Origin of the sequence: Shewanella yunxiaonensis (assembly GCF_018223345.1) — a bacterium.
GTDB lineage: Bacteria > Pseudomonadota > Gammaproteobacteria > Enterobacterales > Shewanellaceae > Shewanella > Shewanella yunxiaonensis.
The window spans coordinates 2,174,537-2,200,979 of record NZ_CP073587.1; the positions used below are offsets into that span (position 1 = coordinate 2,174,537).

The 26,443-nt window shown below is 48.8% G+C and carries 25 protein-coding genes; 9 read left to right on the forward strand and 16 right to left on the reverse strand.

The window, feature by feature from the left end; all coding sequences use genetic code 11:
* Positions 1 to 117: 117 nt before the first annotated feature.
* Together sbcB and cdd are read left to right on the forward strand one after the other, a co-directional pair.
* On the forward strand, positions 118 to 1,530 hold the full coding sequence (sbcB, locus tag KDN34_RS09975; RefSeq protein ID WP_212593653.1) for an exodeoxyribonuclease I: 1,413 nt from the start codon (positions 118 to 120) through the stop codon (positions 1,528 to 1,530).
* Between the two features lie 39 nt (positions 1,531 to 1,569).
* The gene (gene cdd, locus KDN34_RS09980) at positions 1,570 to 2,460 is read left to right on the forward strand and encodes a cytidine deaminase (RefSeq protein ID WP_212593654.1); all 891 of its coding nucleotides are present in this window, start codon (positions 1,570 to 1,572) and stop codon (positions 2,458 to 2,460) included.
* A 50-nt stretch (positions 2,461 to 2,510) separates the two neighbouring features.
* Here the strand turns inward: cdd and KDN34_RS09985 are convergent, their stop codons facing one another.
* The 10 genes from KDN34_RS09985 to yceD all read right to left on the reverse strand — a co-directional run bounded on the left by KDN34_RS09985 (position 2,511) and on the right by yceD (position 10,490).
* Positions 2,511 to 3,389, reverse strand: a complete 879-nt coding sequence (locus KDN34_RS09985; RefSeq protein WP_212593655.1) for an NAD(P)-dependent oxidoreductase — start codon at positions 3,387 to 3,389, stop codon at positions 2,511 to 2,513.
* A 134-nt stretch (positions 3,390 to 3,523) separates the two neighbouring features.
* A complete protein-coding gene (locus tag KDN34_RS09990; protein ID WP_212593656.1) occupies positions 3,524 to 4,003 on the reverse strand; it encodes an acyl-CoA thioesterase in 480 nt (159 codons plus the stop codon).
* Positions 4,004 to 4,182: 179 nt separating this feature from the next.
* Positions 4,183 to 5,421, reverse strand: coding sequence for a beta-ketoacyl-ACP synthase II (gene fabF / locus KDN34_RS09995; RefSeq protein WP_212593657.1), 1,239 nt, complete (start codon positions 5,419 to 5,421; stop codon positions 4,183 to 4,185).
* Between the two features lie 163 nt (positions 5,422 to 5,584).
* Positions 5,585 to 5,818: an acyl carrier protein gene (acpP, locus tag KDN34_RS10000; protein ID WP_006081231.1), complete on the reverse strand. Its 234-nt coding sequence runs from the start codon at positions 5,816 to 5,818 to the stop codon at positions 5,585 to 5,587.
* A 161-nt stretch (positions 5,819 to 5,979) separates the two neighbouring features.
* Positions 5,980 to 6,726 (reverse strand): 3-oxoacyl-ACP reductase FabG, encoded by a 747-nt coding sequence (fabG, locus tag KDN34_RS10005; RefSeq protein WP_212593658.1) that lies wholly within the window; start codon positions 6,724 to 6,726, stop codon positions 5,980 to 5,982.
* Between the two features lie 12 nt (positions 6,727 to 6,738).
* On the reverse strand, positions 6,739 to 7,665 hold the full coding sequence (gene fabD, locus KDN34_RS10010; RefSeq protein ID WP_212593659.1) for an ACP S-malonyltransferase: 927 nt from the start codon (positions 7,663 to 7,665) through the stop codon (positions 6,739 to 6,741).
* 101 nt (positions 7,666 to 7,766) lie between these two features.
* Positions 7,767 to 8,726 carry a beta-ketoacyl-ACP synthase III gene (locus KDN34_RS10015; protein WP_212593660.1) on the reverse strand — a complete coding sequence of 320 codons (960 nt, stop codon included), beginning with the start codon at positions 8,724 to 8,726 and terminating at the stop codon, positions 7,767 to 7,769.
* Positions 8,727 to 8,734: 8 nt separating this feature from the next.
* Positions 8,735 to 9,763, reverse strand: coding sequence for a phosphate acyltransferase PlsX (gene plsX, locus KDN34_RS10020; RefSeq protein WP_212593661.1), 1,029 nt, complete (start codon positions 9,761 to 9,763; stop codon positions 8,735 to 8,737).
* A 15-nt stretch (positions 9,764 to 9,778) separates the two neighbouring features.
* The gene (gene rpmF / locus KDN34_RS10025; RefSeq protein WP_212593662.1) at positions 9,779 to 9,949 is read right to left on the reverse strand and encodes a 50S ribosomal protein L32; all 171 of its coding nucleotides are present in this window, start codon (positions 9,947 to 9,949) and stop codon (positions 9,779 to 9,781) included.
* A 16-nt stretch (positions 9,950 to 9,965) separates the two neighbouring features.
* Entirely contained in the window at positions 9,966 to 10,490 is a 525-nt protein-coding gene (yceD, locus tag KDN34_RS10030; RefSeq protein WP_212593663.1) for a 23S rRNA accumulation protein YceD, read from the reverse strand.
* Positions 10,491 to 10,801: 311 nt separating this feature from the next.
* Here yceD and KDN34_RS10035 point away from each other — a divergent pair, with 311 nt between their 5' ends.
* Positions 10,802 to 11,386 carry a Maf family protein gene (locus KDN34_RS10035; RefSeq protein WP_212596602.1) on the forward strand — a complete coding sequence of 195 codons (585 nt, stop codon included), beginning with the start codon at positions 10,802 to 10,804 and terminating at the stop codon, positions 11,384 to 11,386.
* An 8-nt stretch (positions 11,387 to 11,394) separates the two neighbouring features.
* Here KDN34_RS10035 and KDN34_RS10040 read toward each other — a convergent pair whose 3' ends face one another.
* On the reverse strand, positions 11,395 to 12,042 hold the full coding sequence (locus tag KDN34_RS10040) for an HAD family hydrolase (RefSeq protein ID WP_212593664.1): 648 nt from the start codon (positions 12,040 to 12,042) through the stop codon (positions 11,395 to 11,397).
* A 31-nt stretch (positions 12,043 to 12,073) separates the two neighbouring features.
* Complete coding sequence (rluC, locus tag KDN34_RS10045) at positions 12,074 to 13,036, reverse strand: 23S rRNA pseudouridine(955/2504/2580) synthase RluC (RefSeq protein WP_212593665.1); 963 nt, start codon at positions 13,034 to 13,036, stop codon at positions 12,074 to 12,076.
* Positions 13,037 to 13,624: 588 nt separating this feature from the next.
* Between rluC and rne the strand changes: the two genes are divergently transcribed.
* The gene (gene rne, locus KDN34_RS10050; RefSeq protein WP_212593666.1) at positions 13,625 to 16,993 is read left to right on the forward strand and encodes a ribonuclease E; all 3,369 of its coding nucleotides are present in this window, start codon (positions 13,625 to 13,627) and stop codon (positions 16,991 to 16,993) included.
* Positions 16,994 to 17,126: 133 nt separating this feature from the next.
* Positions 17,127 to 18,683 carry a SulP family inorganic anion transporter gene (locus tag KDN34_RS10055; protein WP_212593667.1) on the forward strand — a complete coding sequence of 519 codons (1,557 nt, stop codon included), beginning with the start codon at positions 17,127 to 17,129 and terminating at the stop codon, positions 18,681 to 18,683.
* Between the two features lie 61 nt (positions 18,684 to 18,744).
* Here KDN34_RS10055 and KDN34_RS10060 read toward each other — a convergent pair whose 3' ends face one another.
* Positions 18,745 to 19,650, reverse strand: coding sequence for a bifunctional methionine sulfoxide reductase B/A protein (locus KDN34_RS10060; RefSeq protein WP_212596603.1), 906 nt, complete (start codon positions 19,648 to 19,650; stop codon positions 18,745 to 18,747).
* Between the two features lie 239 nt (positions 19,651 to 19,889).
* On the opposite strand from KDN34_RS10060, the gene KDN34_RS10065 reads away from it, so the two are divergent.
* Positions 19,890 to 20,729, forward strand: a complete 840-nt coding sequence (locus KDN34_RS10065; protein ID WP_212593668.1) for an isopenicillin N synthase family oxygenase — start codon at positions 19,890 to 19,892, stop codon at positions 20,727 to 20,729.
* Positions 20,730 to 20,849: 120 nt separating this feature from the next.
* On the opposite strand, the gene KDN34_RS10070 is transcribed toward KDN34_RS10065, so the two are convergent.
* The gene (locus KDN34_RS10070; RefSeq protein ID WP_212596714.1) at positions 20,850 to 21,053 is read right to left on the reverse strand and encodes a hypothetical protein; all 204 of its coding nucleotides are present in this window, start codon (positions 21,051 to 21,053) and stop codon (positions 20,850 to 20,852) included.
* Positions 21,054 to 21,086: 33 nt separating this feature from the next.
* Between KDN34_RS10070 and nhaC the strand changes: the two genes are divergently transcribed.
* The 3 genes from nhaC (at position 21,087) to ylqF (ending at position 24,823) form a co-directional block, all read left to right on the forward strand.
* Positions 21,087 to 22,532: a Na+/H+ antiporter NhaC gene (gene nhaC, locus KDN34_RS10075; RefSeq protein WP_228730307.1), complete on the forward strand. Its 1,446-nt coding sequence runs from the start codon at positions 21,087 to 21,089 to the stop codon at positions 22,530 to 22,532.
* Between the two features lie 24 nt (positions 22,533 to 22,556).
* Positions 22,557 to 23,726, forward strand: coding sequence for a MalY/PatB family protein (locus KDN34_RS10080; RefSeq protein WP_212593669.1), 1,170 nt, complete (start codon positions 22,557 to 22,559; stop codon positions 23,724 to 23,726).
* Between the two features lie 158 nt (positions 23,727 to 23,884).
* Positions 23,885 to 24,823: a ribosome biogenesis GTPase YlqF gene (gene ylqF, locus KDN34_RS10085; protein WP_212596605.1), complete on the forward strand. Its 939-nt coding sequence runs from the start codon at positions 23,885 to 23,887 to the stop codon at positions 24,821 to 24,823.
* A 50-nt stretch (positions 24,824 to 24,873) separates the two neighbouring features.
* Here ylqF and KDN34_RS10090 read toward each other — a convergent pair whose 3' ends face one another.
* Positions 24,874 to 25,362 carry a low molecular weight protein-tyrosine-phosphatase gene (locus KDN34_RS10090; protein ID WP_267459526.1) on the reverse strand — a complete coding sequence of 163 codons (489 nt, stop codon included), beginning with the start codon at positions 25,360 to 25,362 and terminating at the stop codon, positions 24,874 to 24,876.
* Between the two features lie 32 nt (positions 25,363 to 25,394).
* Positions 25,395 to 26,231, reverse strand: a complete 837-nt coding sequence (locus tag KDN34_RS10095; protein ID WP_228730308.1) for a DNA ligase — start codon at positions 26,229 to 26,231, stop codon at positions 25,395 to 25,397.
* Positions 26,232 to 26,443 lie beyond the last annotated feature (212 nt).

The window sequence follows — 26,443 nt, forward strand, 5'->3', positions numbered from 1 at the left end:
GGCAAATGAGATGAGTAATCGATAGCGGTTTATAAAGCCGCAGCCAGAAATCACGCCTTCTCATAAAGCTAATAGATACATATAGATAAATGATCAAATAAAAGGATTTTATCCGCAATGAAAGAACAGATGCCGGCCACAATTTACTGGCACGATTATGAAACCTTTGGCGCAGACCCTTCTCGTGACAGGCCAGCACAGTTTGCCGGTATTCGCACGGATCTGGAGCTTAATATCGTTGGCGAACCTGATACGTTTTATTGCCGACTCGCTGAAGACTATCTACCGGCTCCAGAAGCTATTCTCATTACAGGCATAACACCACAATTAGCCAATAGTAAAGGGATGGTAGAAACCGAATTTATGGCGCGTATCAATGAAATATTCAGCGTGCCCAATACCTGTGTTGCCGGATACAATTCGCTGCGTTTTGACGATGAAATCACTCGCTATGGCTTTTACCGAAACTTTATCGATCCTTATGCCAGAGAATGGCGTAATGGTAATTCCCGTTGGGATATTATCGATTTAGTTCGTGCCTGTTATGCGTTACGACCAGATGGCATTAACTGGCCAGAGCGAGAGGATGGAAGCCCCAGCTTCAAACTTGAACATCTGACACTCGCAAATGGCCTAGGTCATGAAAAGGCACACGATGCGATGTCAGATGTTTACGCCACGATCAGCCTGGCACGGCTGATTCGTGAGCATCAACCAAGGTTATTCCAGTATTATTTTGATTTACGCAAAAAGCAGGCGGTAGCAGATCTGGTTGATGTACTGAACATGACGCCCTTGGTGCATGTCAGTTCAAAGATCCCAGCCAGCCAAGGATGTACCACATTAATGGCACCGATAGCCTACCATCCAGTTAATCGTAATGCCGTTATCTGTATTAATCTCAATATGGATATTAGCCCGCTACTGGAATTGGATGTCGATGAACTCCGTCGCCGAATGTATACGGCTCGGGATGATTTAGCACCAGACGAACTACCGGTGCCGGTAAAACTCATCCACTTAAACAAATGTCCGTTTATTGCACCAGCCAAAACCTTGCCAGATGATCGTGCCGTTGCATTAAACATCAACAAAGATTTTGCACGCGAGCAATTTCGAAAATTGCGGCAAACACCGGAACTCAGACAGAAATTGGTAGCACTGTTTGAAGATGAAACTCATGCCGAGATAGCTGACCCAGATCGTATGCTTTACAGCGGTGGTTTCTTCTCTGATGCCGATCGCAACAAAATGGAGATTATCCGTAATACTGCACCACAGAATCTCGCCGCACTTGAGTTGCAGTTTGACGATGCCAGATTACCGGAAATGCTGTTTCGCTACCGGGCGCGTAATTACCCAGCACTGTTGGATTACCAGGAAAGTTTACGTTGGCGGGAATTTTGTAAGCAGCGTTTGAGCGACCCTGATTACATTATCAGGCTGGAAAATCTGCTGGAAGAAACCGCTGCAAATGAAAGCAAACAGCAATTGCTGAAATCACTGGTGCTTTACCTGCAATCACTTTAGCTGCATCATTCGTGATCCGCTCACCAACAGGAAAGACGGATGCAAGATAGATTTCTCAATAGTCTGCAACAGTTGCCGTCATCATTGAGCACTGTGCTGGTGCCTTTGCTCGGGAAAGACTTTGCTGGACATTTCGATGCTCAGCAATTGGCGCATTTGCAGCATGCAAGTGGTATGGATGAATCCCAGTTACTTTCGGCATTGCTTCCTATTGCCGCCGCGATGTCACTGGCACCTGTGAGTGATTTTTATGTCGGTGCCATTGCCAAAGGTCAAAGCGGCGCGGTTTATATGGGTGCCAATATGGAATTGGCCGGTGAAGCGTTATGTCATTCGGTTCACGCCGAACAAAATGCGATTAGTCACGCTTGGTTATGTGGTGAAGTACAAGTGACTGATATCTGGGTAAATGCCAGCCCTTGTGGCCACTGCCGGCAGTTTATGAACGAATTAGTTGCAGGCGGCAATATCTGCATTCATTTGCCACAACAGCCCCCCGCGACGCTGACACATTATCTGCCTTATGGCTTCGGTCCGAAAGATCTGGGCGTTGTTTTGCCCTTACTCGCAAAACAGCAAGTCGAGTTGACGCTAGAAAGTAGTGACCCAATGGTTATCGAAGGGCTTGATCATGCGAGCCTCAGTTATGCACCTTACAGCCAGAGTTACAGTGCCGTAGTGCTGGAGATGGTTGACGGTGTCACTTTCTGTGGCCGTTATGCTGAAAATGCCGCGTTTAACCCTTCAATGATGCCGATGCAAATGGCGTTAGCGAGTCTTATTCGCCATAATCGAGACTTCTCCGATATCAAACGCGCGATGTTACTGGAATCTTCTGCCGGGAAATTATCACTAGTGGATATGAGCATGGATGCGCTGCATGCAGTCGCCAATGTAGAACTGGAATATGTAGTAGTCGCGCCACTTTAACCGTAATCAGAAAGAGGGCTACAAAAAGCAGCCCCCAGATTACAAAGCGATTATTTTTCCTGACATTTTTGCTGGCGGGCCATCAGGCTGGAAGTATCCCAACGATTTCCGCCCATGGCCTGCACTTCTGCGTAAAATTGATCAACCATCGCTGTCAGCGGTAATGTGGAACCGTTGCGACGCGCTTCATTTAGCGCAATGCCTAAATCTTTACGCATCCAATCCACTGCAAAACCGAAATCATATTGGCCTTTTAACATGGTCTGGTAACGATTTTCCATCTGCCAGCTTTGGGCGGCGCCTTTGCTGATGACGTCAACGACCTTTTCACCATCTAATCCAGCGTTTTTTGCAAAGCTTAAGGCTTCAGCTAACCCTTGCACCACTCCGGCAATACAGATTTGATTTACCATCTTAGCCAGTTGACCCGCTCCGGTATCACCAATCAATTCAGCACTGCGAGCATAAGCACTCATGACGGGCTTTACAGCGGCAAATACATTGGCATCACCACCGACCATTACAGTCAGCACACCCTTTTCAGCCCCTGCCTGTCCACCAGAAACCGGCGCATCTAGAAAGGCAATACCATTAGCCGCCAAGGTGACAGACAACTCACGAGCGACATCAGCCGAAGCCGTTGTGTGATCAACAAATACGGCACCTTGACTCAAGCCATGAATAGCGCCATCGGCTCCAACAACAACTTGTCGCAAATCATCATCATTGCCAACACAACAAAATACGATGTCCTGCCCTTCTGCTGCATCCTTAGGTGTTGCGCAACAACGGCCACCATACTCGCTTACCCATGCCTGCGCCTTAGCAGCTGTTCTGTTATAGACAGTGACCTCATGCCCTTGTTTGAGCAAATGGCCGGCCATGGGATATCCCATAACTCCCAAACCTAAAAATGCAACTTTGGCCATTGTATTTCCTTAGTTTAATGATTTATAAGCACTAAACGGACAATGATAAAATCATTGTCCGATATAGGTTAGTAAAAGTGTGTAACGCATTGTGCCACGACGACCAGCAGAGTGAAAGGCAAGCAGCACTTCGACTATGGATGAATATGAGCTTCCATTTCAGCGCCAATTTTTTTGCGCATTTCCACTAACTTCAACGCGGAATCCCGCAGTTCAATATCGCGCTTGGTCGTCGGGATCCATTCAGGTACTGGTGTTGGTTGGCCGCTTTCATCCACAGCAACCATAATCACGATACAATGTGTGGTCGTTTCACGCTGGCAGAATTTGGGATCACAAGCCTTAACTTCAATGCCAATGTGCATTGATGTGCGGCCGGTATAAATGACCTTGGCACACACCTCTACCATATTGCCCACTAAAATTGGTCGTACGAATCGAATGCCGCCGGCATATGCGGTAATACAATATCTACCGCTCCACCCAGCAGCACAGGCATAGGCCGCCAAGTCGATCCATTTCATCACGGCACCGCCATGCACTTTACCACCAAAGTTTACGTCTGTAGGCTCTGCCAGAAATCGCAGGGTGATCTCTCTATCTGTACCCGCCATTATGGTCCTCTCGCTGTTGTCACAGCTTCTGATTAAAACTGCCGTTGAGTGTATTCGAAAAATACATTTTAGAAAATTGTTACTGAAAACTAAGCCACTTATTGCATTAGAAAACGGCAAATTATTATGAATGTGATAAAAAAAGCGCCATGATGGCGCTTCTTATACAGGAATCGTCGTTAAACGCGTTTCAGTAGTAGTGACCCGTTGGTGCCACCAAAACCAAATGAGTTACATAGGGCATAATCGAATTTAGCCTGGCGCGCTGTGTGCGGTACAAAATCCAAGTCACACCCTTCATCTGGGTTATCCAGATTGATAGTCGGTGGCACGGCCTGATCTTTGAGCGCTAACGCGGTGAAAATCGCTTCCACTGCGCCGGCTGCACCGAGTAGGTGTCCGGTCATGGACTTAGTGGAGCTAACCATCACTTTGTAAGCCTGTTCACCAAAAACAGACTTAACTGCCGCAGCTTCTGCTTTATCACCGGCCGGTGTTGAGGTGCCGTGAGCATTGATATAACCGATCTGCTCCAAGGCAACGCCACCATCTTTAATGGCATTGACCATCGCCAAAGCTGCGCCAGCACCGTCTGCTGGTGGAGAAGTCATATGAAATGCGTCACCACTCATACCAAAGCCGTTGATCTCTGCATAAATCTTCGCGCCACGGGCCTTAGCATGTTCATATTCTTCCAGCACCATAATGCCCGCACCATCGCCGATGACGAAACCATCACGATCTTTATCCCAAGGGCGACTAGCTGCAGTCGGATCATCATTGCGGGTAGAAAGTGCTTTCGCGGCTGAAAAGCCCCCGACCCCCAGTGGACAGGTAACGTCTTCAGCCCCGCCGGCTACCATTACGTCAGCATCACCATAGGCAATGGTACGTGCAGCGAAACCAATGTTATGTACACCGGTAGTACAAGCGGTAGTGATCGCAAAGTTAGGCCCAGTCATGCCGTATTTGATAGATAGATGACCAGCAATCATGTTGATGATGGTGCTGGGCACGAAAAACGGCGATATTTTCCGCGGACCACCTTCCATATAGGCTGTGTGATTCTGTTCAATGAGCCACATACCGCCCATACCGGCACCAATGGCAGTACCCACACGGGTAGGATCTTCCTGCGCCATATCCAGTCCAGCATCTTCAACAGCTTGAATACCTGCAGCCATACCGTACTGAATGAACAAGTCCATCTTACGGGCATCTTTTTTGGAGACATACTGTTCGGCGTCAAAATCTTTGACGGAACCGCTGATGCGTGTTGCAAAAGCACTTGCATCAAACTTGGTGATGGGAGCAATACCACTTTGTCCAGCCAACAGCGCTTTCCAGCTACTGTCGACAGTGTTGCCCACCGGCGTTACCAACCCAAGGCCGGTAATGACGACTCGACGTTTTGTCACGTTAATCACCTTTCTTTAGCGAACGAGTTGAAGAAAGAGGTGCTTTTACACCCTTGAGATAGGTTTTATCTCGAATGCCCTGTTTTACTAAGCTTAGCTCAGCGAAAAGAGCCTAAAACAAAAACAGGCGGCATATTAGCCGCCTGTTTTCAGGAATTCAGTATTACTGATTCTTGGAAACGTAATCAATCGCTGCCTGAACAGTGGTGATTTTCTCAGCTTCCTCATCAGGAATTTCGGTATCAAACTCTTCTTCCAGAGCCATAACCAATTCGACGGTGTCCAGAGAATCTGCACCGAGATCGTCAACAAAAGAAGCTGCTGGCTTAACGTCTTCTTCTTTAACGCCCAGTTGCTCTACAATGATTTTCTTTACACGTTCTTCGATGTTGCTCATTAGTTTTCTTTCCTATTCAAATTACGCACTTGCGTAAGATTGCGAGTAGTTTATTAGATTTGACCAACATTGCAAGCCCCGTTTTCGTGGTCTAACCACGATTTAAGGCCCCAATAACTGCAGATCACCACCCAATTTACGACAGTTCCCTGCAATCGCCATTAAACCATATACATCCCACCATTTACATGCAAGGTTTCCCCTGTAATGTAAGCGGCGGCATCAGAGGCCAAGAATAATACGGCATTGGCAATTTCTTGGGCCTGCCCCAAACGCTCCATCGGAACTTGGGACATGATGGCTTTTTGCTGTTCTTCTGTCAGTTCATCCGTCATGTCAGTCTGGATAAAACCAGGAGCAATAGCATTAACTGTAATTTGACGGGATGCAACCTCTTTGGCAAGAGATTTGGTAAACCCGATCAATCCAGCCTTAGCTGCTGCGTAATTTACCTGACCAGCGTTACCCATTGTTCCTACCACAGAACCAATGCTGATAATGCGACCATGGCGTTTTTTCATCATTGCCCGTAACACAGGCTTGGACAACCGGAAAAGCGAAGTGAGGTTAGTATCAATAATAGACTGCCACTCTTCATCTTTCATCCGCATCAATAAGTTATCGCGAGTGATACCGGCATTATTAATCAGAATATCAATATCCCCGGCTTTTTCTTTGATCGATGCAAATAAATTTTCAACAGATTGCAGATCTGTGACGTTCAGCACTAATCCATAGCCTTTATCGCCGAGATAAGCGCTGATAGCGGCAGCACCACTATCGCTGGTGGCAGTACCAACAACAGTAGCGCCAGCTTGTGCCAGTGTGGTCGCAATGGCTTTACCAATGCCACGACTGGCACCAGTAACCAACGCAACTTTGCCAGTCAAATCAATGGCAATACTCATGAACAGCTCCTTTTATTCAGTCAGCGCCGCAATTGCAGCCGCTGTGTTAACTGCCTGAGCAGCTATCGATTTATTGATCCGTTTTGCCAGCCCAGTCAATACCTTACCGGGCCCCATTTCAACCAGTTCGGTAACACCGTCTGCAGCCATTTTTTCTACGGTTTCAGTCCAACGTACTGGGTTATATAACTGGCGAATCAGGGCGTCTTTGATTGCATCAGCATCGTATGGTGAAGCAACATCAACGTTATTAATGACTTTAACCTTAGGCTCAGCAAATTCCACTTTAGCGAGAGCTTCAGCGAGCTTTTCAGCGGCAGGCTGCATGAGTGCACAGTGAGACGGAACGCTCACTGGCAACGCGACTGCCATTTTTGCACCAGCTTCCTTACAAGCTGCTGCAGCGCGCTCAACCGCATTTTTTTCACCGGCAATGACCACTTGCCCAGGACTATTAAAGTTAACCGGGCTAACAACTGAACCTTGGGCACATTCTGCGCAGATATTGGCAATAGTGTCGTTATCTAAACCGATAATCGCGTACATAGCTCCAGTCCCCGCAGGAACCGCTTGTTGCATTAGCTGACCACGCAACTCTACCAGCTTTACCGCCTCTTTGAATGGGATGACGCCCGCACATACCAAAGCGGAATACTCACCCAAACTGTGTCCGGCCATCATCTGAGGCAACGCCTTACCGCTGGCTTGATAAACGCGATATAACGCTACAGAAGCGGTCAACAATGCAGGCTGAGTTTTATCCGTTTCGTTCAAAGTTTCAGCCGGTCCTTGTTGCACCAACTGCCATAAATCATAGCCTAGCGCTTCGCTAGCTTCGGCAAACGTGTCTGCCACTACTGGGTATTGCTCTGGCAAATCGGCCAGCATTCCCACGGTCTGAGAACCTTGACCTGGGAAAACAAAAGCAACGCTGTTCATATTTATTGACCTTTTGAGTTAAAAACAGGTTGAGTATAGCTGGCAACCCATCACATACGTTTATATGACGAGATTGCCATGCTCGGAATTCGTGTTAGCAATCAAAAGCGGACTAAAGCACTGCCCCAGGCGAAGCCTGCACCGAAAGCTTCGAGTAACAGCAACTGCCCACGTTGGATGCGACCATCACGCACCGCTTCATCTAAGGCGATAGGAACTGAGGCAGCTGAAGTATTGCCATGTTTGTTGAGTGTGACCACAACTTTCTCCATGGTCATATCAAGTTTGCGAGCTGTGGCCGCGATGATGCGTAAGTTGGCTTGGTGAGGCACGAGCCAATCAATATCCGCTTTTTCAACATTATTCAGACGCAATGTTTCAGTGACAACATGAGACAACTGCGTTACCGCAACTTTAAAGACGTCATTTCCCTTCATTGTCATATAGCCCACAGCGGCTGAGGACTCTCCGACACGTGGAGGAAACGAACATTTCAGCAAATCGCCCTGACTGCCATCAGCATAAAGATGCGTGGCAATAACTCCCGGCTCATCACTACGGCCGACAACTGCTGCGCCAGCACCATCACCGAACAGGATAATGGTGCTGCGATCTTCAGGCTGACAAAAGCGGGATAATACGTCAGCGCCAATCACTAGAACCTTTTTGGCAGACCCGGCTTTCACAAATTGATCGGCAATCGATAACGCGTAAATAAAGCCTGAACACGCGGCAGCAACGTCGAAGGCAGGTACCGGAGCAATCCCAAGCATCGCCTGAATTTCACAAGCCGCCGCTGGAAACGCATTGGAAGCACTGGTCGTGCCACAAATAATCAAATCGATTTCACTGGCGTCGATTCCGGCCATCTCGATGGCCTTCACTGCGGCGTTATACCCCATGGTCGCCACAGTTTCATCACCGGCAGCTATACGGCGCTCCGAAATACCCGTGCGTTCAACAATCCACTGGTCACTGGTTTCCACCATTTTTTCCAGATCCTGATTGCTACGCACCTGCGCCGGCAGATAACTGCCAGTTCCAAGAATTTTTGTATGCATAGGAGAAATCAGCTATTGATGTCTAAAAGAATCGACTCGAGACGTTGTTCTATCATCTCTGGGAGTCGACGTGTAGCTTCGGTTACTGCCAGGCAAATAGCTTGTAGAAAGGCAGTTTCGTCCGCATTACCATGGCTCTTAACCACTATTCCGCGCAATCCTATCAGACTTGCACCATTATAGTGGTCGGGGTTCATTTGTCGCAGAACCGATTGAATACTAGGCGCCAGCAATTTTGCCAGCAAACGGATGAAAAAGCCCTGTGTCAGTCCCTGCTTCAATTGATGCAGTAACAGACGGGCGATACCTTCGGAAGTTTTGAGTGTGATATTACCAACAAAGCCATCGCAAACAATGACATCGACTTTGCCACAATAGATTTCATCACCCTCAATAAATCCCTGATAATTGATCTGAGGCGTATGTGTCAGTATTTGTGCGGTCTGCTGTACCTGACCATTGCCTTTAATCTCTTCGCTGCCCACATTCAGCAAAGCCACCGAGGGATGTGGCTTTTTGGTGACGGCTTCACAAAGTACCGACCCCATGACTGCAAATTGAAACAGCGTTTCAGCATCGCAGGCGACATTGGCACCAAGATCCAATAGATACACAGGTTTATGATTGATTGTGGGTAAACAACTCACCAAAGCAGGACGATCAATCCCCGGGAGCGTTTTCAGTACAATCTTGGCGATCGCCATCAATGCACCAGTATTACCAGCACTGACACAAGCATCCGCTTGATGCTCTTTAACCAAATCAAGAGCAATACGCATGGAGCTTTGTTTACGGCAACGCAACGCAAAGGCAGGCTTATCCCCCATTTCCACAATTTCGGAAGCATGGTGGATTTCTAAACGAGAAGTTATATCTGTCCCGAATTGAGACAACAACGGCCTAATCTGGTTTTCATCACCAACCAGAATTAGTTTTAGACTTGGATATATTCTAAGTGCCTGCACAGCGGCAGGCACCGTAATACGGGGGCCATGATCGCCACCCATTGCATCCAACGCAAGCGTCAGATCTGTCATAGGACAATCAACAGCTTACTTGTTGATTACCTTTTTGCCACGGTAGAAACCGTCAGCAGTGACATGATGACGAAGATGTACTTCGCCGGTGGTTGCATCTACTGCCAGCTGAGCAGTGCCCAGTGCATCATGTGAACGACGCATACCACGCTTTGAACGGGATTTTTTATTCTGTTGAACAGCCATTGATCTGTCTCCTGGATTACTTGCTCTTCAGTTTTTCTAACACTGCAAACGGATTTGGACGACTTTGTTGAGCGTCTTCAATCTCGCCGACGGCCATATCGTTGGAACCTACATGACATGCAGCCACATCATGAGTAGGCACCAATGGCACAGCCAGGATTAATTCATCTTCAATCATAGTATGAAGACGAACTTCGCCAATTTCATCACACTCAATAGGATCGTACGCTTCCGGGAGCTCATCGACTTCTGCCTGTGTCCGACAAGGACTAAAGCAAAATTCGACCGTAACCTCCGTGGTAAACAGCGTCATACAGCGTTGACATAACAGAGTGAGCTCCGTCACAGCCTTCCCTTTCAGGTAGACTATCCCCTGTAAATCCACACCGCATTCAAGCGACACTGCCACATCGGAACAGTCGCCGGCACATAATTCGTTCAATCTTTTTAACACTTTGCCTGGTACAGTTCCCTGATAGTTCAGGCGACTGGTGGCAGCGCGAATAGGATCGATTGAAACCGGTATCTTTACTGTTTGCATAAGCAGGCGCGCATCTTATAGTTTGGAGCCTGCGGAGTCAAAGGAAAAATGGTGTTCACGTAAATAAAATCTACGTCTATAGCCTTGGCTGCCGCATACTCGAAATTGACGGAGGGAAATTTTACTCAAGCGTTAGCAGCTGTACAAGCAGCACACGCATAAAATAGAAGCAATTGGGATAAATTATCGCGATAAATTGATTATTGCCAAGCACTAAGAGAATTGCCGACAATATAGCTGTAGGTTTTTTCTTTTACTCATCTCGCATGGTTAGTTAAGCAAGGATTATTGTGTCTAATTTCTCCAGTCCCATGGCGCGTCAATTAGTGTTGGCGTCCACATCTAGTTTCCGTAAATCCCTGCTGCAAAAACTCGGATTACCCTTTATCACCTGTGCCCCGGATGTCGACGAAACGCCGTTGCCAGGCGAATCTGCACAAGCGTTAGTGACAAGACTGGCACAGGCAAAAGCCACCGCTGGCGGCAAAATGCATCCTGGCTCGCTGAGCATAGGTTCAGATCAAGTGGCGGTGATTGATGGCGACATTATGGGCAAGCCATACACCGAAGCTAAAGCGTGTGACCAATTAGCACGGGCATCCGGTAAAGCCATTACCTTTTATACCGGGTTAGCACTCTATGATGACGCCACTAAAAATACTGAGGTCATGCTGGAACCCTTTACCGTGCATTTTCGCCGACTCACTGATCAACAGATTGCTAACTATGTTGCTAGGGAACAACCACTTTATTGCGCCGGTAGTTTTATGTGTGAAGGCTTAGGGATAGCGTTATTTGAACGCTTAGAAGGAGACGATCCGAACGCCCTGATAGGTTTACCTCTCATTGCCCTAACCCGTCTCTTAGCCAAACATGGGATCGATGTGTTGGGATAAACTCCCCCCTACTGTAGTAGCGACAGTAGGGCTAATGGTTCGTTAATGATGCCTTTGGGATTTTGAGTTCGCAGCTTTTCACGAGTGTGGGCACCATAACTCACCCCAATCGCGGCCACCCCGGCGGCATTTGCCATCTGCAGATCCAGCACCGAATCGCCTATCATCAGTGCCCGTGAAGCTGGAATGCCGGAATGTGACAGGAGTTGTTGCAGCATATCTGGATGGGGCTTACTGTGGGCTTCATCGGCACAGCGACTGTACGCAAAAAACTGATCCAATCCCGTCTGTTGCAGTGAACGATTGAGCCCCGGACGGGATTTGCCAGTCGCCACCGCCAACTGATAGTTCTGCTGCTGCAACGTACTAAGCAACTCAGTAATCCCTGCATATAAAGGTGTCGCAACATGCGCTTGCCGATGATAGTTGTCACGATAACTCTGCTGCAACAGCGCATATTCTGGCGCGGGTCGGTCCGGAAATAGTGTTTGCATCGCCTGATCCAGTGACATACCGATGATATCCCGCAATGCTGACTCAGGTGGTTCAATTAGTCCCAGGTCACTGGCAACGTGACGCAAGCAGGCCAAGATGCGACCTATGGAATCCATCAGCGTGCCATCCCAGTCAAAAACAATCAGATCGTAGTGCTTCATTTATACCACTTGGTAAATCTTGGACGGAAAATCAAACCTTGGTGAGTTTATCCAGTAATACCTGTAATTCAGCGTCCAGCGGCGCCTGAACTTCCATTACCACCTCAGTTTCTGGATGAATAAACCGTAATTGTGCTGCGTGCAGAAATAACCGGTTCAGTCCAAGCGCTCGCATACTGTCATCGAATTTCTGCTCACTGTATTTTTCATCACAGGCAATCGGATGCCCTACGTACTGACAATGCACGCGGATCTGGTGGGTGCGTCCAGTCACAGGACTTGCCTTGATAAGCGTTGTCCCGTCATAACGCTGCATAATTCTGAAATGGGTTTCTGAAGGCTTACCTTCACTGTTCACTCTGACAATCCGTTCCCCTGATGGTAGGGTGATTTTCAGTAGCGGCGCTTTAATTATCCGGTCATGACTCTGCCAGTCGCCACGGACTAGTGCCAGATAGTCCTTTTGCATCTGTTTGTTACGTAGCTGATCATGCATGTGACGTAATGCACTACGCTTTTTTGCTACCAACAACACACCGGAGGTTTCCTTATCCAGTCGATGTACCAGCTCCAAAAACTTCTGTTGTGGCCGCAACGATCTTAAGGCTTCAATGACCCCGTAATCGACGCCACTACCACCATGCACTGCAATGCCCGCAGGCTTATTCAGCACCAGAATGTGTTTGTCTTCAAAAAGAATACGCTCTTCCAGTTGCGATACACGATGCAGATTGGCCGACGGGGCCTGACGTGGATTGTCTTCACTCACTCTGACGGGAGGAATACGCACTTCATCACCGATATTCAATTTGAATTCAGGCTTAATACGCTTTTTATTAACACGCACTTCGCCCTTACGGACGATGCGATAAATCATGCTCTTGGGAACGCCTTTGAGCTTAGATAACAGAAAATTGTCAACGCGTTGGCCGGCGTTGTCTTCATCTATTGTGAGCAGTTGTACCTGCCTGGCGATGGATTCTTGATTATTCATAACACTTACAAGAGAAAAGAAAGCGCCTCATTGTACATGATGTCCCGCTATTTGATTGCTCTAATTTTTCATTTCGGCTATATTTCAGCAGCGAACAGTCGGTTAGAACGCCTTTGGGGCTGACCGGACAACTGTTCACTTTCTGGTCAAACAGAAGTTAACCTTACAAATTTTGGTAGCATCTCATTGATTTGCAGGCTGTTGTTAAAAGCAAATTACGTTTAATGGCGCTTTTACAGTCAAACCAACATAGAACAAGTATTTTTGGTTTTCTTCAGACAAATACCAGGCCGTTTTAAAGAATTTTATTATTAACCAGTTATCAAACGACTACGTGCGAAATTGGCATTACTGGAAAGAATTTAAAGAATTTATGGGGTTGGTTGACGTTTTACAACGAATTCCTTGTTTTTGTAATCATTGAAAAATAAGCCATAAATAGGATGCGACACGCAGTGACTGCGTCTAACAGCAATGCGCACCTGCCCGCCTGGGACCCCGCCGTGAGGCACTGGTAATATCGACCCAAGGCCCGTAATGCAGCGACAACGTGATGTTTGATGACCCATTGAGAAGAATGACGTCATCATGAAAAGGATGCTAATTAATGCAACTCAGTCAGAAGAGTTGCGCGTTGCCTTAGTGGATGGGCAGCAACTGTATGATTTAGATATAGAAAGTCCAGGCCACGAACAGAAAAAAGCCAATATTTACAAAGGTAAAATTACCCGCGTAGAACCCTCTCTGGAAGCTGCATTCGTTGACTACGGTGCTGAGCGCCATGGCTTCCTGCCACTCAAAGAAATTGGTCGTGAATACTTCCCAAAAGGTTATTCCTTTCAGGGACGCCCAAGTATTAAAGAAGTGGTCAGTGAAGGTCAGGAAGTTATTGTCCAGATCGATAAAGAAGAACGTGGTAATAAAGGTGCTGCACTAACCACTTTCATCAGTCTTGCCGGTTCCTATCTGGTACTGATGCCTAACAATCCTCGTGCTGGTGGCATCTCTCGCCGTATTGAGGGTGACGAGCGCACAGAACTGAAAGAAGCGATGTCAGAGCTTGACGTACCAAACGGTATGGGCCTGATCGTGCGTACGGCTGGTGTAGGAAAAGCGGCTACCGAATTGCAATGGGACCTCAAAATTCTGTTGCAACATTGGACCGCAATTCAGGATGCAGCAGCCAGTCGCCCGGCGCCATTTCTTATCCATCAGGAAAGTAATGTTATCGTCCGTGCTATCCGCGATTATCTGCGTCGAGAAGTCGGTGAAATCCTTATCGACCATCCAAAAGTATTCGAACGCGCCAAAGAACACGTAGCGTTGGTTCGCCCGGATTTTGTCGAACGCGTAAAACTTTATAAAGCCGAAGTACCACTGTTCACGCATTACCAGATTGAATCGCAGATTGAATCTGCGTTCCAGCGTGAAGTACGTTTGCCATCCGGTGGCTCTATCGTTATCGATCCAACGGAAGCGCTGACCTCTATTGATATCAACTCTGCCCGAGCAACTAAAGGCGGTGATATTGAAGAGACAGCCCTGAACACCAACCTGGAAGCTGCTGACGAAATTGCGCGCCAATTGCGCCTGCGTGACCTCGGCGGTCTGATTGTAATCGACTTCATCGACATGACACCGGTACGTCATCAACGTGAAGTAGAAAATCGTTTGCGCGATGCGGTACAAACTGACCGTGCCCGTATCCAATTAGCCCGCATCAGCCGTTTCGGTTTGATGGAAATGTCTCGTCAACGTCTGCGTCCATCACTGGAAGAGTCTGCCGCGCATATCTGTCCTCGCTGTCATGGTCAGGGAACCGTTCGCGGTACTGAATCACTGGCGTTGTCTATTTTGCGGCTGATTGAAGAAGAAGCAATTAAAGATAACACCACACAGATTGAAGCGATTGTGCCGGTTGATGTTGCGGCATTTTTGTTGAACGAGAAACGTAAAGCCATTCGTATCACTGAAGAGCGGCACGATGTTGAAGTCTATATCATCCCAGATCCGCATATGACCACCCCCGATTATCGGGTAGTGCGTCATCGCGATGATGATGAAATTGATGAAGCTAGCTATAAACGCGCAGAAGTACCGCAATCACAATTGTACGAGCCGCGTAAACTAGAACGCGCTGCAGCAGCACAACCAGTGTTGAGCGGTTTTGCGACACCGGCAGCACCAGTCGTTCAATCTGCCCCTGTCAAGGCAAGTCCAGTTAAAGCGGAGAAACCTTCCGTTGAAGCTAAACCCGGATTGCTTAGCAAGCTATTTAAGGCACTGGCCGCGATGTTCTCTTCTGCTGAATCTGCTGAAGAAAAAAGTGCAGCCGCTAAGCCTCAGACAGACAAGGGTGCTAGCGGTAATAAACGTCGTCCACCACGCAATAATGATCGTAATGCCGACCGCAACAACCGTCGTCGCAAACCAGCTATCGATAAAGATAATGATGCAGAAACCACTGCAGTAACGGCCGCTGCGGATGACAGTAAAAATGAAAAGTCATCTCGTAAGCGTACGCCAAGAAATGCTCGTAACGCTGAAAAGGCGGAAAGCAATAAGAGCAAAAACGTTAGTGAAAAAGACACTACGAGTCAGGCTAGTTCTGCCACACCTGAAAGTGTTGAAGAACCTAAACAGGAAGTTGTTCGTGAACGCCGTCAGCGTCGCGACCTGCGCCGCAAAGTACGCATAGAAAAGCAGCCTGGCGATGAGATCGCAGCCAGTAACGATGTTGTTGAAGCGAAAGCAGATAACGTGCCGGTACCAGAAGAAAAGCCAACTCGCCGCCCACGGAAACAGGAACCTAAGACTGAGAAAGTCGAAGTGGCTGACACAGAAACAGCTGACGTTACTGCCGTAACCGAGATTGCAGCAGCAACTTCAGTGTCTGAAAAGCCGGTACAGGTTGAGCTAGATACTGCAGCAACTGACGTAACAAACACTGAGGTTAATGAAGCTGAAACCACAGAAACTGAAGCTGCTGATGCTGAAACTAATGGTAAACGTGATGGCCAACGTCGGAGTCGTCGCAGCCCGCGTCATTTGCGTGCAGCTGGGCAACGTCGCCGCCGCGATGAACAGCAGAAAGAGCCTGCTGCCGATGAAGCCGCAATTACTTCGGCCGAAACCGTTGCTGAAGTTGCTGAACCTGCTGAGACTGAACCCGCACAGCAACAAATTGCTCTGGCACTTGACGAGCAGACCACCACTACTAGTGCCACAGTTGCGGCAAACGTTGGCGAAGTCACTCCAGCAGTGACAGTAGCCACTAGTGCTCATGAAGTGGTAGCAGAAGCGCCTCAATCTCAGACTGAAGTAGTGACAGAAAAAGTTGTTGAAACTGTTGAAGCTACTAACGTTTCCGCGGCCACTCCTGCCGCTGCAGAGCCAGTCGTAGCCGCGCAAAATGAAACCGAGTTGGAAATCGCAGCCGAAGTCATCGAAACGCCCAAGGCTGTAGACGTAGCTGTTAACGCTGATACCGAAGCGCTCTCTAGCACCGCAACTGCTGCTGTAGCCGGTGCGGTTGTCGAGACTCAACCGGTAGTTGAAAATGTCACAACTGAAGCCACCGCTGCAAAAGACTTGGCGGAAGTTGAACCTGCCATCGTCGCCGAGGAATCTCAACTGACCGAAGCCGCTGCCGTAGTGCATGCCAATAGCGCGGCCTCAGCGCCTATGTCGAAACCTAGTGCCGTAGTACCTAAGGCCGTGAAGGTTGCCGTGCAAGCTGAAACCGAAGCACCTGCTGCAGTGGTAGCTGAACCTATTAAGGCGCCGGTAAGTCGCTTCAGTGCTATGGTTGGCTCCAGCATGTCCAAGCCGCAAGTTGAAGCTAGAGCCAAGGTTGACGTACCTCACGGCCATGAATATCAGGCCGAAGAGACACCGGTAGCGCCAAAGCACAGCTTTGGCAATGCCGCGACATCAGATATGGCAAAGCCTGAATAAAATAGCGGGTTACGAGATAAAGCCATGCCTTAGTGCATGGCTTTTCTTTTTGATGTTTCTCACACTTTTTCCGGCTGCAGTTCTCTGTTAGTATGCGCGGCTTTGCTTTTAAGTGACGAGGAATCCCCGCCACATGTTTGATCTTATCCGCCACCAGCACGGTAGTCACCGTGCAGATGTCCTTTCGGGATTAACTGTTGCACTCGCATTAGTCCCAGAAGCGGTCGCCTTTGCTTTTGTCGCCCATGTCGCGCCCATGGTGGGTCTATATGCGGCGTTTATCATGGGCCTAGTCACCGCGGTTATCGGTGGCCGGCCCGGCATGATTTCCGGGGCTACAGGCGCAATGGCTGTGGTGATGACAGCCTTGGTTGAAAGTCATGGAATACAGTACCTGTTTGCCGCGGTCATCCTAGCTGGATTATTGCAGATTAGCGCCGGGATCTTACGCCTAGGAAAATTTATCCGCATCGTACCAACGCCGGTGATGATCGGTTTTGTGAATGGACTGGCGATTGTAATATTTCTGGCGCAGCTCGGACAATTTCAAACCAAAGGTGCAGACGGTCATATGCACTGGATATCGCAACCAGCACTGCTGTTGATGCTGGGGCTGGTATTGCTCACGATGGCAATTATTCATTTTCTGCCTAAGCTCACCACCGCAGTGCCATCATCATTAGTGGCTATTCTGGTTGTAACGGCACTGGTCGCAGGCCTGAATTTGGATACGCGTACCGTTGTCGATTACCTGCAAAACATGAGTGGTGATGCCACTGCTACCATCGCCGGAACGCTGCCTTCGTTTGCCATTCCCATGGTGCCGCTTAATTGGAACACACTCTACGTCATTCTGCCCTATTCCGGCATTTTGGCCGCTGTCGGCCTAATTGAATCGCTGTTAACGCTCACGGTTGTTGATGAAATGACGCAAACTCGCGGCCAGGGCAATCGTGAATGTATCGGCCAAGGGACCGGAAATCTTATCAGCGGTTTCTTTGGTGCTATGGGTGGCTGCGCCATGATCGGCCAGTCGATGATCAATATCAATTCCGGCGGGCGTGGCCGATTATCTGGTATCACTGCTGCCATTACTCTGCTGTGTTTTATCCTGTTTGCCGCTAACTTTATCGAGATGATCCCGCTGGCAGCATTAGTGGGCGTGATGTTCATGGTGGTTCTCGGAACATTCGAGTGGGCAAGTTTCAAGATGATGCGCAAAGTGCCAAAGACCGATGCGTTTGTGATCGTGTTGGTGACTGTGGTAACCGTGTTTACCGATCTGGCCATCGCGGTATTTGTTGGGGTCATAGTATCGGCACTGGTATTTGCCTGGGAACACGCAAAACACATTCACGCCCATCGCACAGAAACCCATGAAGGCAGAACTTGTTATCAACTCAAAGGCCCATTGTTTTTCGGTTCCACCGCTTCCTTTTTAGACCTGTTTGACGCCAATGCGGATCAAGATGAAGTAGTGATCGATTTCCGCGATTCTCGGGTTTGCGATCATTCCGCGCTGGAAGCCATCGATACCTTGGCTGAACGCTATCTCAAACTGGGCAAGCGACTGCATCTGCAACACCTGTCTGAAGACTGCAAAAAGCTGTTGCAGCAAGCTGGCGACATGGTAGAAGTGGACCTGCTAACCGACCCGAAATACCGTGTAGCAGACGATCAGCTAGCCTGAGACTCCAACAGACAAATCAGGGGACAAATGTCCCCTGCTAACAAATGCCTCTTTTCCAGTATTATTTTTGCCAGTCGGCAAAATAGTGACGGATTTTTTCCAGTTTCGGCCCGATCACCAGGGCACAGTATGGTTGCTGCTGGTGCCCGGCATAGTAGTCTAAGTGTTCCGCCTCTGCCGGATAAAATGTCTGATAAGCGCTGAGTTCAGTGACAATACCCGTTGAATATTCGCCACTTTGCGACAGCGCTTTGATAAAGGCATCTGCCGTGGCAATTTGCTGTTCATCATGAGCAAAAATTACCGAGCGATACTGGCTACCCACATCATTCCCCTGCCGATTCAGCGTAGTCGGATCATGGGCAGCAAAAAACACCTCCAACAACTGCTGATAGCTGATCTGCGCAGGGTCATAAACTATTTGTACGACTTCAGCATGCCCGGTATCACCGTTGCACACGCGGCGATAATGCGCCGTGCTTTCTTCGCCGCCCGCATAGCCCGGCGTCACCTGCAACACACCTTGCAGCGATTTAAACACGGCTTCAGTGCACCAGAAACAACCGCCTCCAAAAGTTGCCAATGCGGTTGTGGGGGCAACATCTTCTTTCGCATCCGTCGCTTCAAACACCATAGATACCGAATTGACACAGTGCCGCAGGTCCTTCGGCGTCAGATTTTCACCGACAAAGACGTGCCCAAGATGACCGCCACAATTCGCACACAGGATTTCGGTACGTTGGCCATCGGCGTCAGTTTTTCTGGCAACTGCGCCGGGGATCTCATCGTCAAACGCCGGCCAGCCACAGTGCGCCTGAAATTTGTGTTCTGACAGATACAAAGGTGCACCACATTTACGACACAGATAGCGCCCGTGTGCGGTGTGATGATAGAACTGACCGCTAAAAGGCCGCTCAGTGCCCTTTCCTTCAATGACGTGACGTTCAAAGTCATCTAATGGTGGCATGGTCTTCATGAGATTACTCCTGCGTTAGTCGGCGCCTTGGTTACTGCTGCGCTGAAGGCGCCCAGTTGTGGCGTCCACCTTGTGATCGCGATCACTTTACGTTGCTGCCATTACAACATCAAGGTAGACTTGCGACCGAATGAATGCCGGACTAAAACTTCAACAATAATCAGTCATCGGTACCTCTGACCCGCCAGGTACACCGGCACGCAACTTTAGCTGACACACGCAGGGTAAACATGAAATTAGAAACCATCGATTTTCGTGCAGCAGATGCACCACAGCGTTTTGTTGAATCATTACGCCACACCGGTTTTGGTGTGCTCAGTCATCACCCGATTCCACAACAGCTGGTGCAGCAGATTTATCAGCAGTGGCAGAGTTTTTTCATCACTGATGCCAAAGAGCAATATCTGTTTAATCCTGCTACGCAGGACGGCTTCTTCCCATCACGAGTGTCAGAAACCGCCAAAGGCTATAGCGTTAAGGATATTAAAGAGTACTTCCATGTATATCCCTGGGGGCAGATCCCGCCGCAGCTGAAAACCGATATTCTGGATTATTACCAGCAGGCCAACAGCTTCGCCGCCGAGCTGTTAGATTGGGTTGAACGTTATTCGCCGGCTGAGGTTGCAGCTAACTACCGTGAACCGCTGTCTCAGATGATCAAGGATAGTCAGAAAACCTTGTTGAGGATCCTGCATTATCCGCCGATGACCGGCCATGAAGCGCCTGGCGCTATCCGCGCAGCTGCCCACGAAGATATCAACCTGCTGACGGTGTTGCCTGCCGCAAACGAACCCGGACTGCAGGTAAAATCACGTGAAGGTGAATGGCTTGATGTGCCCAGTGATTTTGGCAGTATCATTATCAATATCGGTGATATGTTACAGGAAGCTTCCGCTGGCTACTTTCCGTCCACCACGCACAGAGTGGTTAATCCTGAAGGTGCCGACATGGCCAAGTCACGAATTTCCCTGCCGCTATTCCTGCACCCGAGACCAGACGTGGTGCTGTCCGACCGTTACACTGCTGACAGTTATCTGATGGAACGCCTGCGAGAACTTGGTGTTATCTGACCTTTTTCGTTCTGAATTCTACTGCGGCCGAGTTCGTTAGCTCAGGCCGCAATATTCCTCTGCGCTATTTCTATCACCTATGATGGTGACATTCCTGAATCGCCCTTTAGCCTAAGGTGTTCAACGGTAACTCGGGGTTGTCAGTACTGAGTGATACATTAACGAAATTGAAATTTTGCGATGTGGTTTCTGTGGTTTACGCATTTGCTGAGCCGCATTTTTCACCGTTTCTTGCGCAAAAATGGTGATGTCATTTCCGCCGTGGTAAATCTGTTGTTCCGCGAGTTTTGTCAGCGACATCAGGTAACGTGGTTGTGCCGACAACGTTTTCCGTTAATGTCTTACAAGGAAATTATCGTGACAACACCCAAGCCGCTGCCGTCGTTTGCGCTAGCGCTGCTCCCCATTCTGGTAATGTTTAGCTTATTAATCATTGGCTATGGCTTACTGGGATTACGTATCGAAGCATTACTGCTCATCTCTGCGGCGATTACCGGTGTCATCGCCTTCAAAATGGGCTATTGCTGGGATGAAATCATGGGAGCCATCGTCGCCAAGTTAGCCAAAGCGATGCCAGTGATTTTGATTTTGGTCGCGGTTGGCGGCTTAATCGCCAGTTGGATGATCAGCGGCACCATTCCCTATATGGTTTATTGGGGACTAAGACTCATCAGTCCGCAATACATTCTGATCGGCGCATTTTTTGTCACAAGCGTTGTATCAGTTTTTACCGGAACCTCCTGGGGCTCAGCCGGCACTGTCGGGATTGCCTTGATGGGGGTAGCCGCCGGGTTGGATGTATCGCTGCCAGCCGCAGCGGGGGCTGTAGTATCTGGCGCCTATTTCGGCGATAAACTCTCGCCATTATCTGACTCCACTAATTTTGCCCCAATCGTCGCCAACACCACTTTGTATGAACACATACAACATATGCTATGCACGACCGTGCCGGGATTTGTTATCGCCGCTGTAGTATTTTGGGTTGCCGGCCACCACCACACTGAAATTATCTGTGCCACAACGCCGCCGAAAGTCGTCAACATTATTCAAGGGCTGGAGCAACTGTACCACTTTAATTTGGCGCTACTGTTACCACCGATACTCATCCTATGGGGAGCTCTGGCAAAAAAGCCGGTTCTACCATTAATGTTGGCGGCGTCAGCACTGGCAATAACGCTCGGAATAGCACTGCAAGGATTTAGTTTGCAGCAAAGTTTTCAGGCCTTCGTCGGTGGCTTTGATACCAGTATGTTTCACGCCAATACTCAACCATCAGGTAAAATCTCAGCGGATATTGTCACACTGCTGAACCGTGGTGGTCTCGCCGCCATGATGCCAACCATTCTGTTAGTATTCTGCGCATTTTCATTCGCGGGTATATTGAGTCTGACCGGAGCCCTGACGGTTGTTTTAGGACGCTTTTTACATCTGATCCACAGCACTGGTCAGTTGATTCTGTCGACTATCATTGCCACTATCACTGTGGTACTGACAACCAGCGACGGCAAATTGGCATTGCTGATCCCAGGAGAATTGTTTCAGGATGCCTACGTAAAAATGGGACTGGATACAAAAAACCTGTCACGCACACTTGAGGATGCTGGCACGGTTATCGAACCCTTAGTGCCCTGGACCGCGGCGGGGATCTATATGGCTGGCACACTGGGTGTTACCACGCTGGATTACTTGCCTTGGGCCATTCAATGTTACACCGGAATAATATTCGCATTGTTCTACGGATTTACCGGCCTGACCATCGTTAAACGGCCGACATTAATTCAGCAACAAGACAGTTGCCAATAACTCTACAGCGTTAAGGTAAAACAAATGACTACAGCTTTTGATCCGGTAATTAATCGTCGCCATACCGGTTCAGTGAAATGGGATTTTATGGCAGAAAAACTTGGCCTTGATGGTGACGATTTACTCCCGATGTGGGTCTCCGATTATGATTTTCAATGCCCGCCGACTGTGTTGCAGGCATTGCATCAACGGGTTGAGCATGGGGTATTTGGCTATGCCGAGCGTGACGCCGCCTATTACCAGGCGATTATTGACTGGTATCGCACGCAGCACCATGTAGAAATTGAAAAAGACTGGATCACCACTGTGCACGGGATTTTACCGGGGTTAGCGGTCCTGTTGGAGGTGCTGACCGAATCAGGTGACAAAGTGGTGATGCAAACACCAGGATATGGTGCATTTCGCAAAATCACCGAACTGAATAAACGGGTTTTACTGGAAAATCCGTTACTGGAACACGCAGGCACATACACTCTCGATTTAGCACAGTTAGAAATGTGCTTTCAGCAAGGCGCTAAAGTGCTGCTATTTTGTAATCCTCATAATCCTACTGGCAAGGCGTGGTCAACAGATGACATCTTCGCGGTAGCGCAGCTCTGCCATCAATACCAAGTGTGGTTATTTAGCGATGAAATCTGGGGCGATTTAAATATGCCAGGGCATCAATGCCATTCGGCATTATCTTTGCCCAGCGCTATAACACAGCGGCTGATTGTGGCTACAGCTTCCAGTAAAACATTCGGGTTATCGTCATTACGAATTTCAAACTTGATGATCCCCAATGCTGAATTGAAGCAACAGTTTATCCGCCGCCTAGATGCTCATGGTATGGATGTGTTTAACAGTCTTTCAATGTGTGCGGCGACGGCAGCTTACCAAACAGCTGCCGATTGGTTAGCAGAGTTGAAGCAATATCTGCAACATAACGTCGACCTGCTAGCCGACTATCTGAAGCAACATCTTCCGCAGCTGCACTTTACTGCGCCCGAAGCGGGTTACTTAGCCTGGATTGACTGCAGGGCATTAGCCATCAGCGACCATGAACTGGAACAAAAACTGGTGCATGCCGGTTTAGTCGCGAGTATGGGCATTGGCTTTGGTAAGCAAGGGAGTGGCTTTATCCGGCTAAATTTGGGTTGTCCTCAGGAAACCCTGAAAAAAGCCTTACATATGCTGAGTAACGCACTCGCGTAATCGCCATTGGCTGCGGCTGCACGCTATACTGTTAGCTGCTGTCTAAGTGCAAATCTTGGCGTAATTCCCCTGCCGCGGCAGCCGAAAAACAGCGGCGGGTGCTTTTTCAAAAGCGAGATAGTACAATACGCGACTTTTCAGATTCAGCAGGAAAAATGATGGCCGTTCAATGGTATCCGGGGCATATGCACAAAGCCCGCAAAGAGATTGAAGAGACAATGCCGCAAATCGATCTGGTGATCGAGGTGCTGGACGCCCGCATTCCTTACAGCAGTGAAAACCCCATGGTCGCACAACTCCGTGGAGACCGGCCTTGCATTAAACTGCTGAATAAAGCTGATTTAGCTGATCCGGAAGTTACCGCGCAATGGATTGAATATCTGGAACGCGAACAAGGCGTAAAAGCCCAGGCTATCTCTACCACTTTGCAACCTGGAGCATTAAAAGCGCTGCCCGATCTGTGTCGTAAGCTGGTGCCCCAGGCAGAGGGCGATGTGCGTGATATTCGCACTATGATTATGGGCATTCCTAACGTAGGGAAATCTACCATTATCAATACCTTGGCCGGACGCGTGGTTGCCAAAACGGGCAATGAACCTGCGGTTACGAAAGGCCAGCAACGCATCAACCTGAAAAACGGCATCGTGCTATCTGATACTCCGGGAATTCTGTGGCCCAAAGTCGACAACGAAGCATCCGGTTACCGCTTGGCCGTTACGGGTGCTATTAAAGATACGGCTATTGAGTACGATGATGTTGCTATGTTTGCCGCAGGCTATTTCCTTGAAGCTTATCCAGACCAAATCAAAGAACGTTATAAGCTGGATGAACTGCCAGAAACCGATATCGAGCTATTGGAAGAGATTGGCCGCCGTCGTGGCGCGTTGCGCTCTGGTGGTTATCTGGATCTCCACAAAGCCTCAGAACTGCTGCTGCATGAATATCGCTCTGGGAAAATTGGCTTGTTATCGCTGGAAACCCCGGCCATGGCAGAAAAAGAGAAAGTAGAAGTGGCTGAAATGCTCGCGATTAAGGAAGCCGAGAAAGAAGCCCGCCGCGCTGAGCTTAAACGTAAACATTCAGGTAAGCGTCATTAATGAAATAATGCGATGAGATAAAAGAACGGCAGTGTTATCTGCCGTTTTTCTTATCGATTCAATATTCGGCTAAACAGTCCTGCCATAGCCAATTCGAGTAAATCCAACACCCGCTCAAAACCTGTATCGCCACCATAATAGGGATCGGGCACTTCTTTAACTTCTTCATCGGCAAATGCCAAGATAAGTCCCAGTTTATGTTGGTACACTTTGGGGCAACGCTGTTGGAGGTCACCAAGATTATGCCTGTCTGCCGCTAGGATCAGATCAAACCGTGCAAAATCTGCATCGATAACTTGTCGGGCGCGCATATTGGTAAAATCGAGGCCACGCTTTTGCCCTGCCTGACGAGCTCGCCTATCTGGCGCTTCACCTTGGTGATAGCCAATCGTGCCAGCAGAATCCACTATTAAATCCAGCCCATATTCAGCGGCTTTTAAGCGAGCAACAGCTTCTGCCGTAGGAGAACGACAGATATTGCCCATGCAAACAAACAGGATACTACGAACCTCAGTCAGGTTAAGAGCAGACCAAATCAAAAAGGCTCCGTTGTGCTATCAGGTACAGACTGTCACTCAAGGGCTTTGCCAACTGGCTGATTTTCTGCACCATGTGTCAGTTCATAGTCCGATCTTACCCGAAGGAAACGCGCGAACCTAGGTTTACCTTTGCTGGTAATGCCGCTGTAGGCAAACGTTACCCAGCAGCCAATAGCGGGGGGATGTTTCCGCTCGGCATCAGTGAATCCTGTACCCATACGAAACTGCACGCCAGCCGCAGTTTCCACCAGCAACGCCCCCATCATGCCCTGATATTTGCCCTTTCCTGGCAAAATTGCTAGCACTCTGGCTTCATCATCCTCAATCGCTTTCAGCTTAAAGAGATTACCACTGCGCCCACTGGTATAAACTGCATCTTGCCGATGCAACATTAGTCCTTCACCGCCACGGTCCAATATCGCCTTTAACCAATGTTGTAAGGCGGTGCTATCCTCCAGTCGACGTTGCGGGATAACTCGAAGATAAGGCGTTAATTGATCATACGCTGCGAATTGCTTATAACGTGCAGCAAAACTGCCAGCTAAAGTTGGCGCATCAAACAAGTAAAGTTTTATTGACCGCCACACTTGTTCGTCACTGTTGCTTCTGGCGGCGACGGAGACTTGCTCAAAACTGCCATAGCCAGCCCATAATTCGCCTTCCAGGACGATTGGCGGGAAGCCGTCAGTGAACCAAGCGGGAGCAGCAATTACCAGACCGGAACGGCTTAGCAACTGCCGACCGTCCCAGCGGGCTCGGACGCCATCCAGTTTTTCACTCACCAGAAAGTCAGCAATATTTTCCTGAGATTGCCAAACCTTGGCGAGTTCAGCCGTGGGGATAGCAGCAGTCACCAGTAGTGGGATCAAAAGTCCACAGATACCTGCCCCTACTAACTTGATGCATCTCCTTACACGTGCGGTTAGTCGCATATTGGCCTCCTTGCCGAGATGTGTGCTTTTTCAGTCTAGCGCATTGAATCGCACCTGCTGGGAAATCATCACTGACACTTTCCCTTAAAGGAGCAGGTGTTATACTGTCGCGGTTTTTCACCACAGCTTAGTGACGACTGAAATCACTC

Excerpts from the sequence above, each read along its gene's own strand:
- KDN34_RS10040 (WP_212593664.1), bottom strand. The coding sequence starts at position 12,042 with ATGAAGCACTACGATCTGATTGTTTTTGACTGGGATGGCACGCTGATG.
- rluC (WP_212593665.1), bottom strand. The coding sequence starts at position 13,036 with ATGAATAATCAAGAATCCATCGCCAGGCAGGTACAACTGCTCACAATA.
- plsX (WP_212593661.1), bottom strand. The coding sequence starts at position 9,763 with ATGACAGATCTGACGCTTGCGTTGGATGCAATGGGTGGCGATCATGGC.
- KDN34_RS09990 (WP_212593656.1), bottom strand. The coding sequence starts at position 4,003 with ATGGCGGGTACAGATAGAGAGATCACCCTGCGATTTCTGGCAGAGCCT.
- acpP (WP_006081231.1), bottom strand. The coding sequence starts at position 5,818 with ATGAGCAACATCGAAGAACGTGTAAAGAAAATCATTGTAGAGCAACTG.
- KDN34_RS10080 (WP_212593669.1), top strand. The coding sequence starts at position 22,557 with ATGACTACAGCTTTTGATCCGGTAATTAATCGTCGCCATACCGGTTCA.
- rne (WP_212593666.1), top strand. The coding sequence starts at position 13,625 with ATGAAAAGGATGCTAATTAATGCAACTCAGTCAGAAGAGTTGCGCGTT.
- KDN34_RS10015 (WP_212593660.1), bottom strand. The coding sequence starts at position 8,726 with ATGCATACAAAAATTCTTGGAACTGGCAGTTATCTGCCGGCGCAGGTG.
- sbcB (WP_212593653.1), top strand. The coding sequence starts at position 118 with ATGAAAGAACAGATGCCGGCCACAATTTACTGGCACGATTATGAAACC.
- KDN34_RS10035 (WP_212596602.1), top strand. The coding sequence starts at position 10,802 with ATGGCGCGTCAATTAGTGTTGGCGTCCACATCTAGTTTCCGTAAATCC.
- fabG (WP_212593658.1), bottom strand. The coding sequence starts at position 6,726 with ATGAGTATTGCCATTGATTTGACTGGCAAAGTTGCGTTGGTTACTGGT.
- KDN34_RS10055 (WP_212593667.1), top strand. The coding sequence starts at position 17,127 with ATGTTTGATCTTATCCGCCACCAGCACGGTAGTCACCGTGCAGATGTC.
- KDN34_RS10065 (WP_212593668.1), top strand. The coding sequence starts at position 19,890 with ATGAAATTAGAAACCATCGATTTTCGTGCAGCAGATGCACCACAGCGT.
- fabD (WP_212593659.1), bottom strand. The coding sequence starts at position 7,665 with ATGAACAGCGTTGCTTTTGTTTTCCCAGGTCAAGGTTCTCAGACCGTG.
- ylqF (WP_212596605.1), top strand. The coding sequence starts at position 23,885 with ATGGCCGTTCAATGGTATCCGGGGCATATGCACAAAGCCCGCAAAGAG.
- KDN34_RS09985 (WP_212593655.1), bottom strand. The coding sequence starts at position 3,389 with ATGGCCAAAGTTGCATTTTTAGGTTTGGGAGTTATGGGATATCCCATG.
- KDN34_RS10060 (WP_212596603.1), bottom strand. The coding sequence starts at position 19,650 with ATGCCACCATTAGATGACTTTGAACGTCACGTCATTGAAGGAAAGGGC.
- cdd (WP_212593654.1), top strand. The coding sequence starts at position 1,570 with ATGCAAGATAGATTTCTCAATAGTCTGCAACAGTTGCCGTCATCATTG.
- yceD (WP_212593663.1), bottom strand. The coding sequence starts at position 10,490 with ATGCAAACAGTAAAGATACCGGTTTCAATCGATCCTATTCGCGCTGCC.
- rpmF (WP_212593662.1), bottom strand. The coding sequence starts at position 9,949 with ATGGCTGTTCAACAGAATAAAAAATCCCGTTCAAAGCGTGGTATGCGT.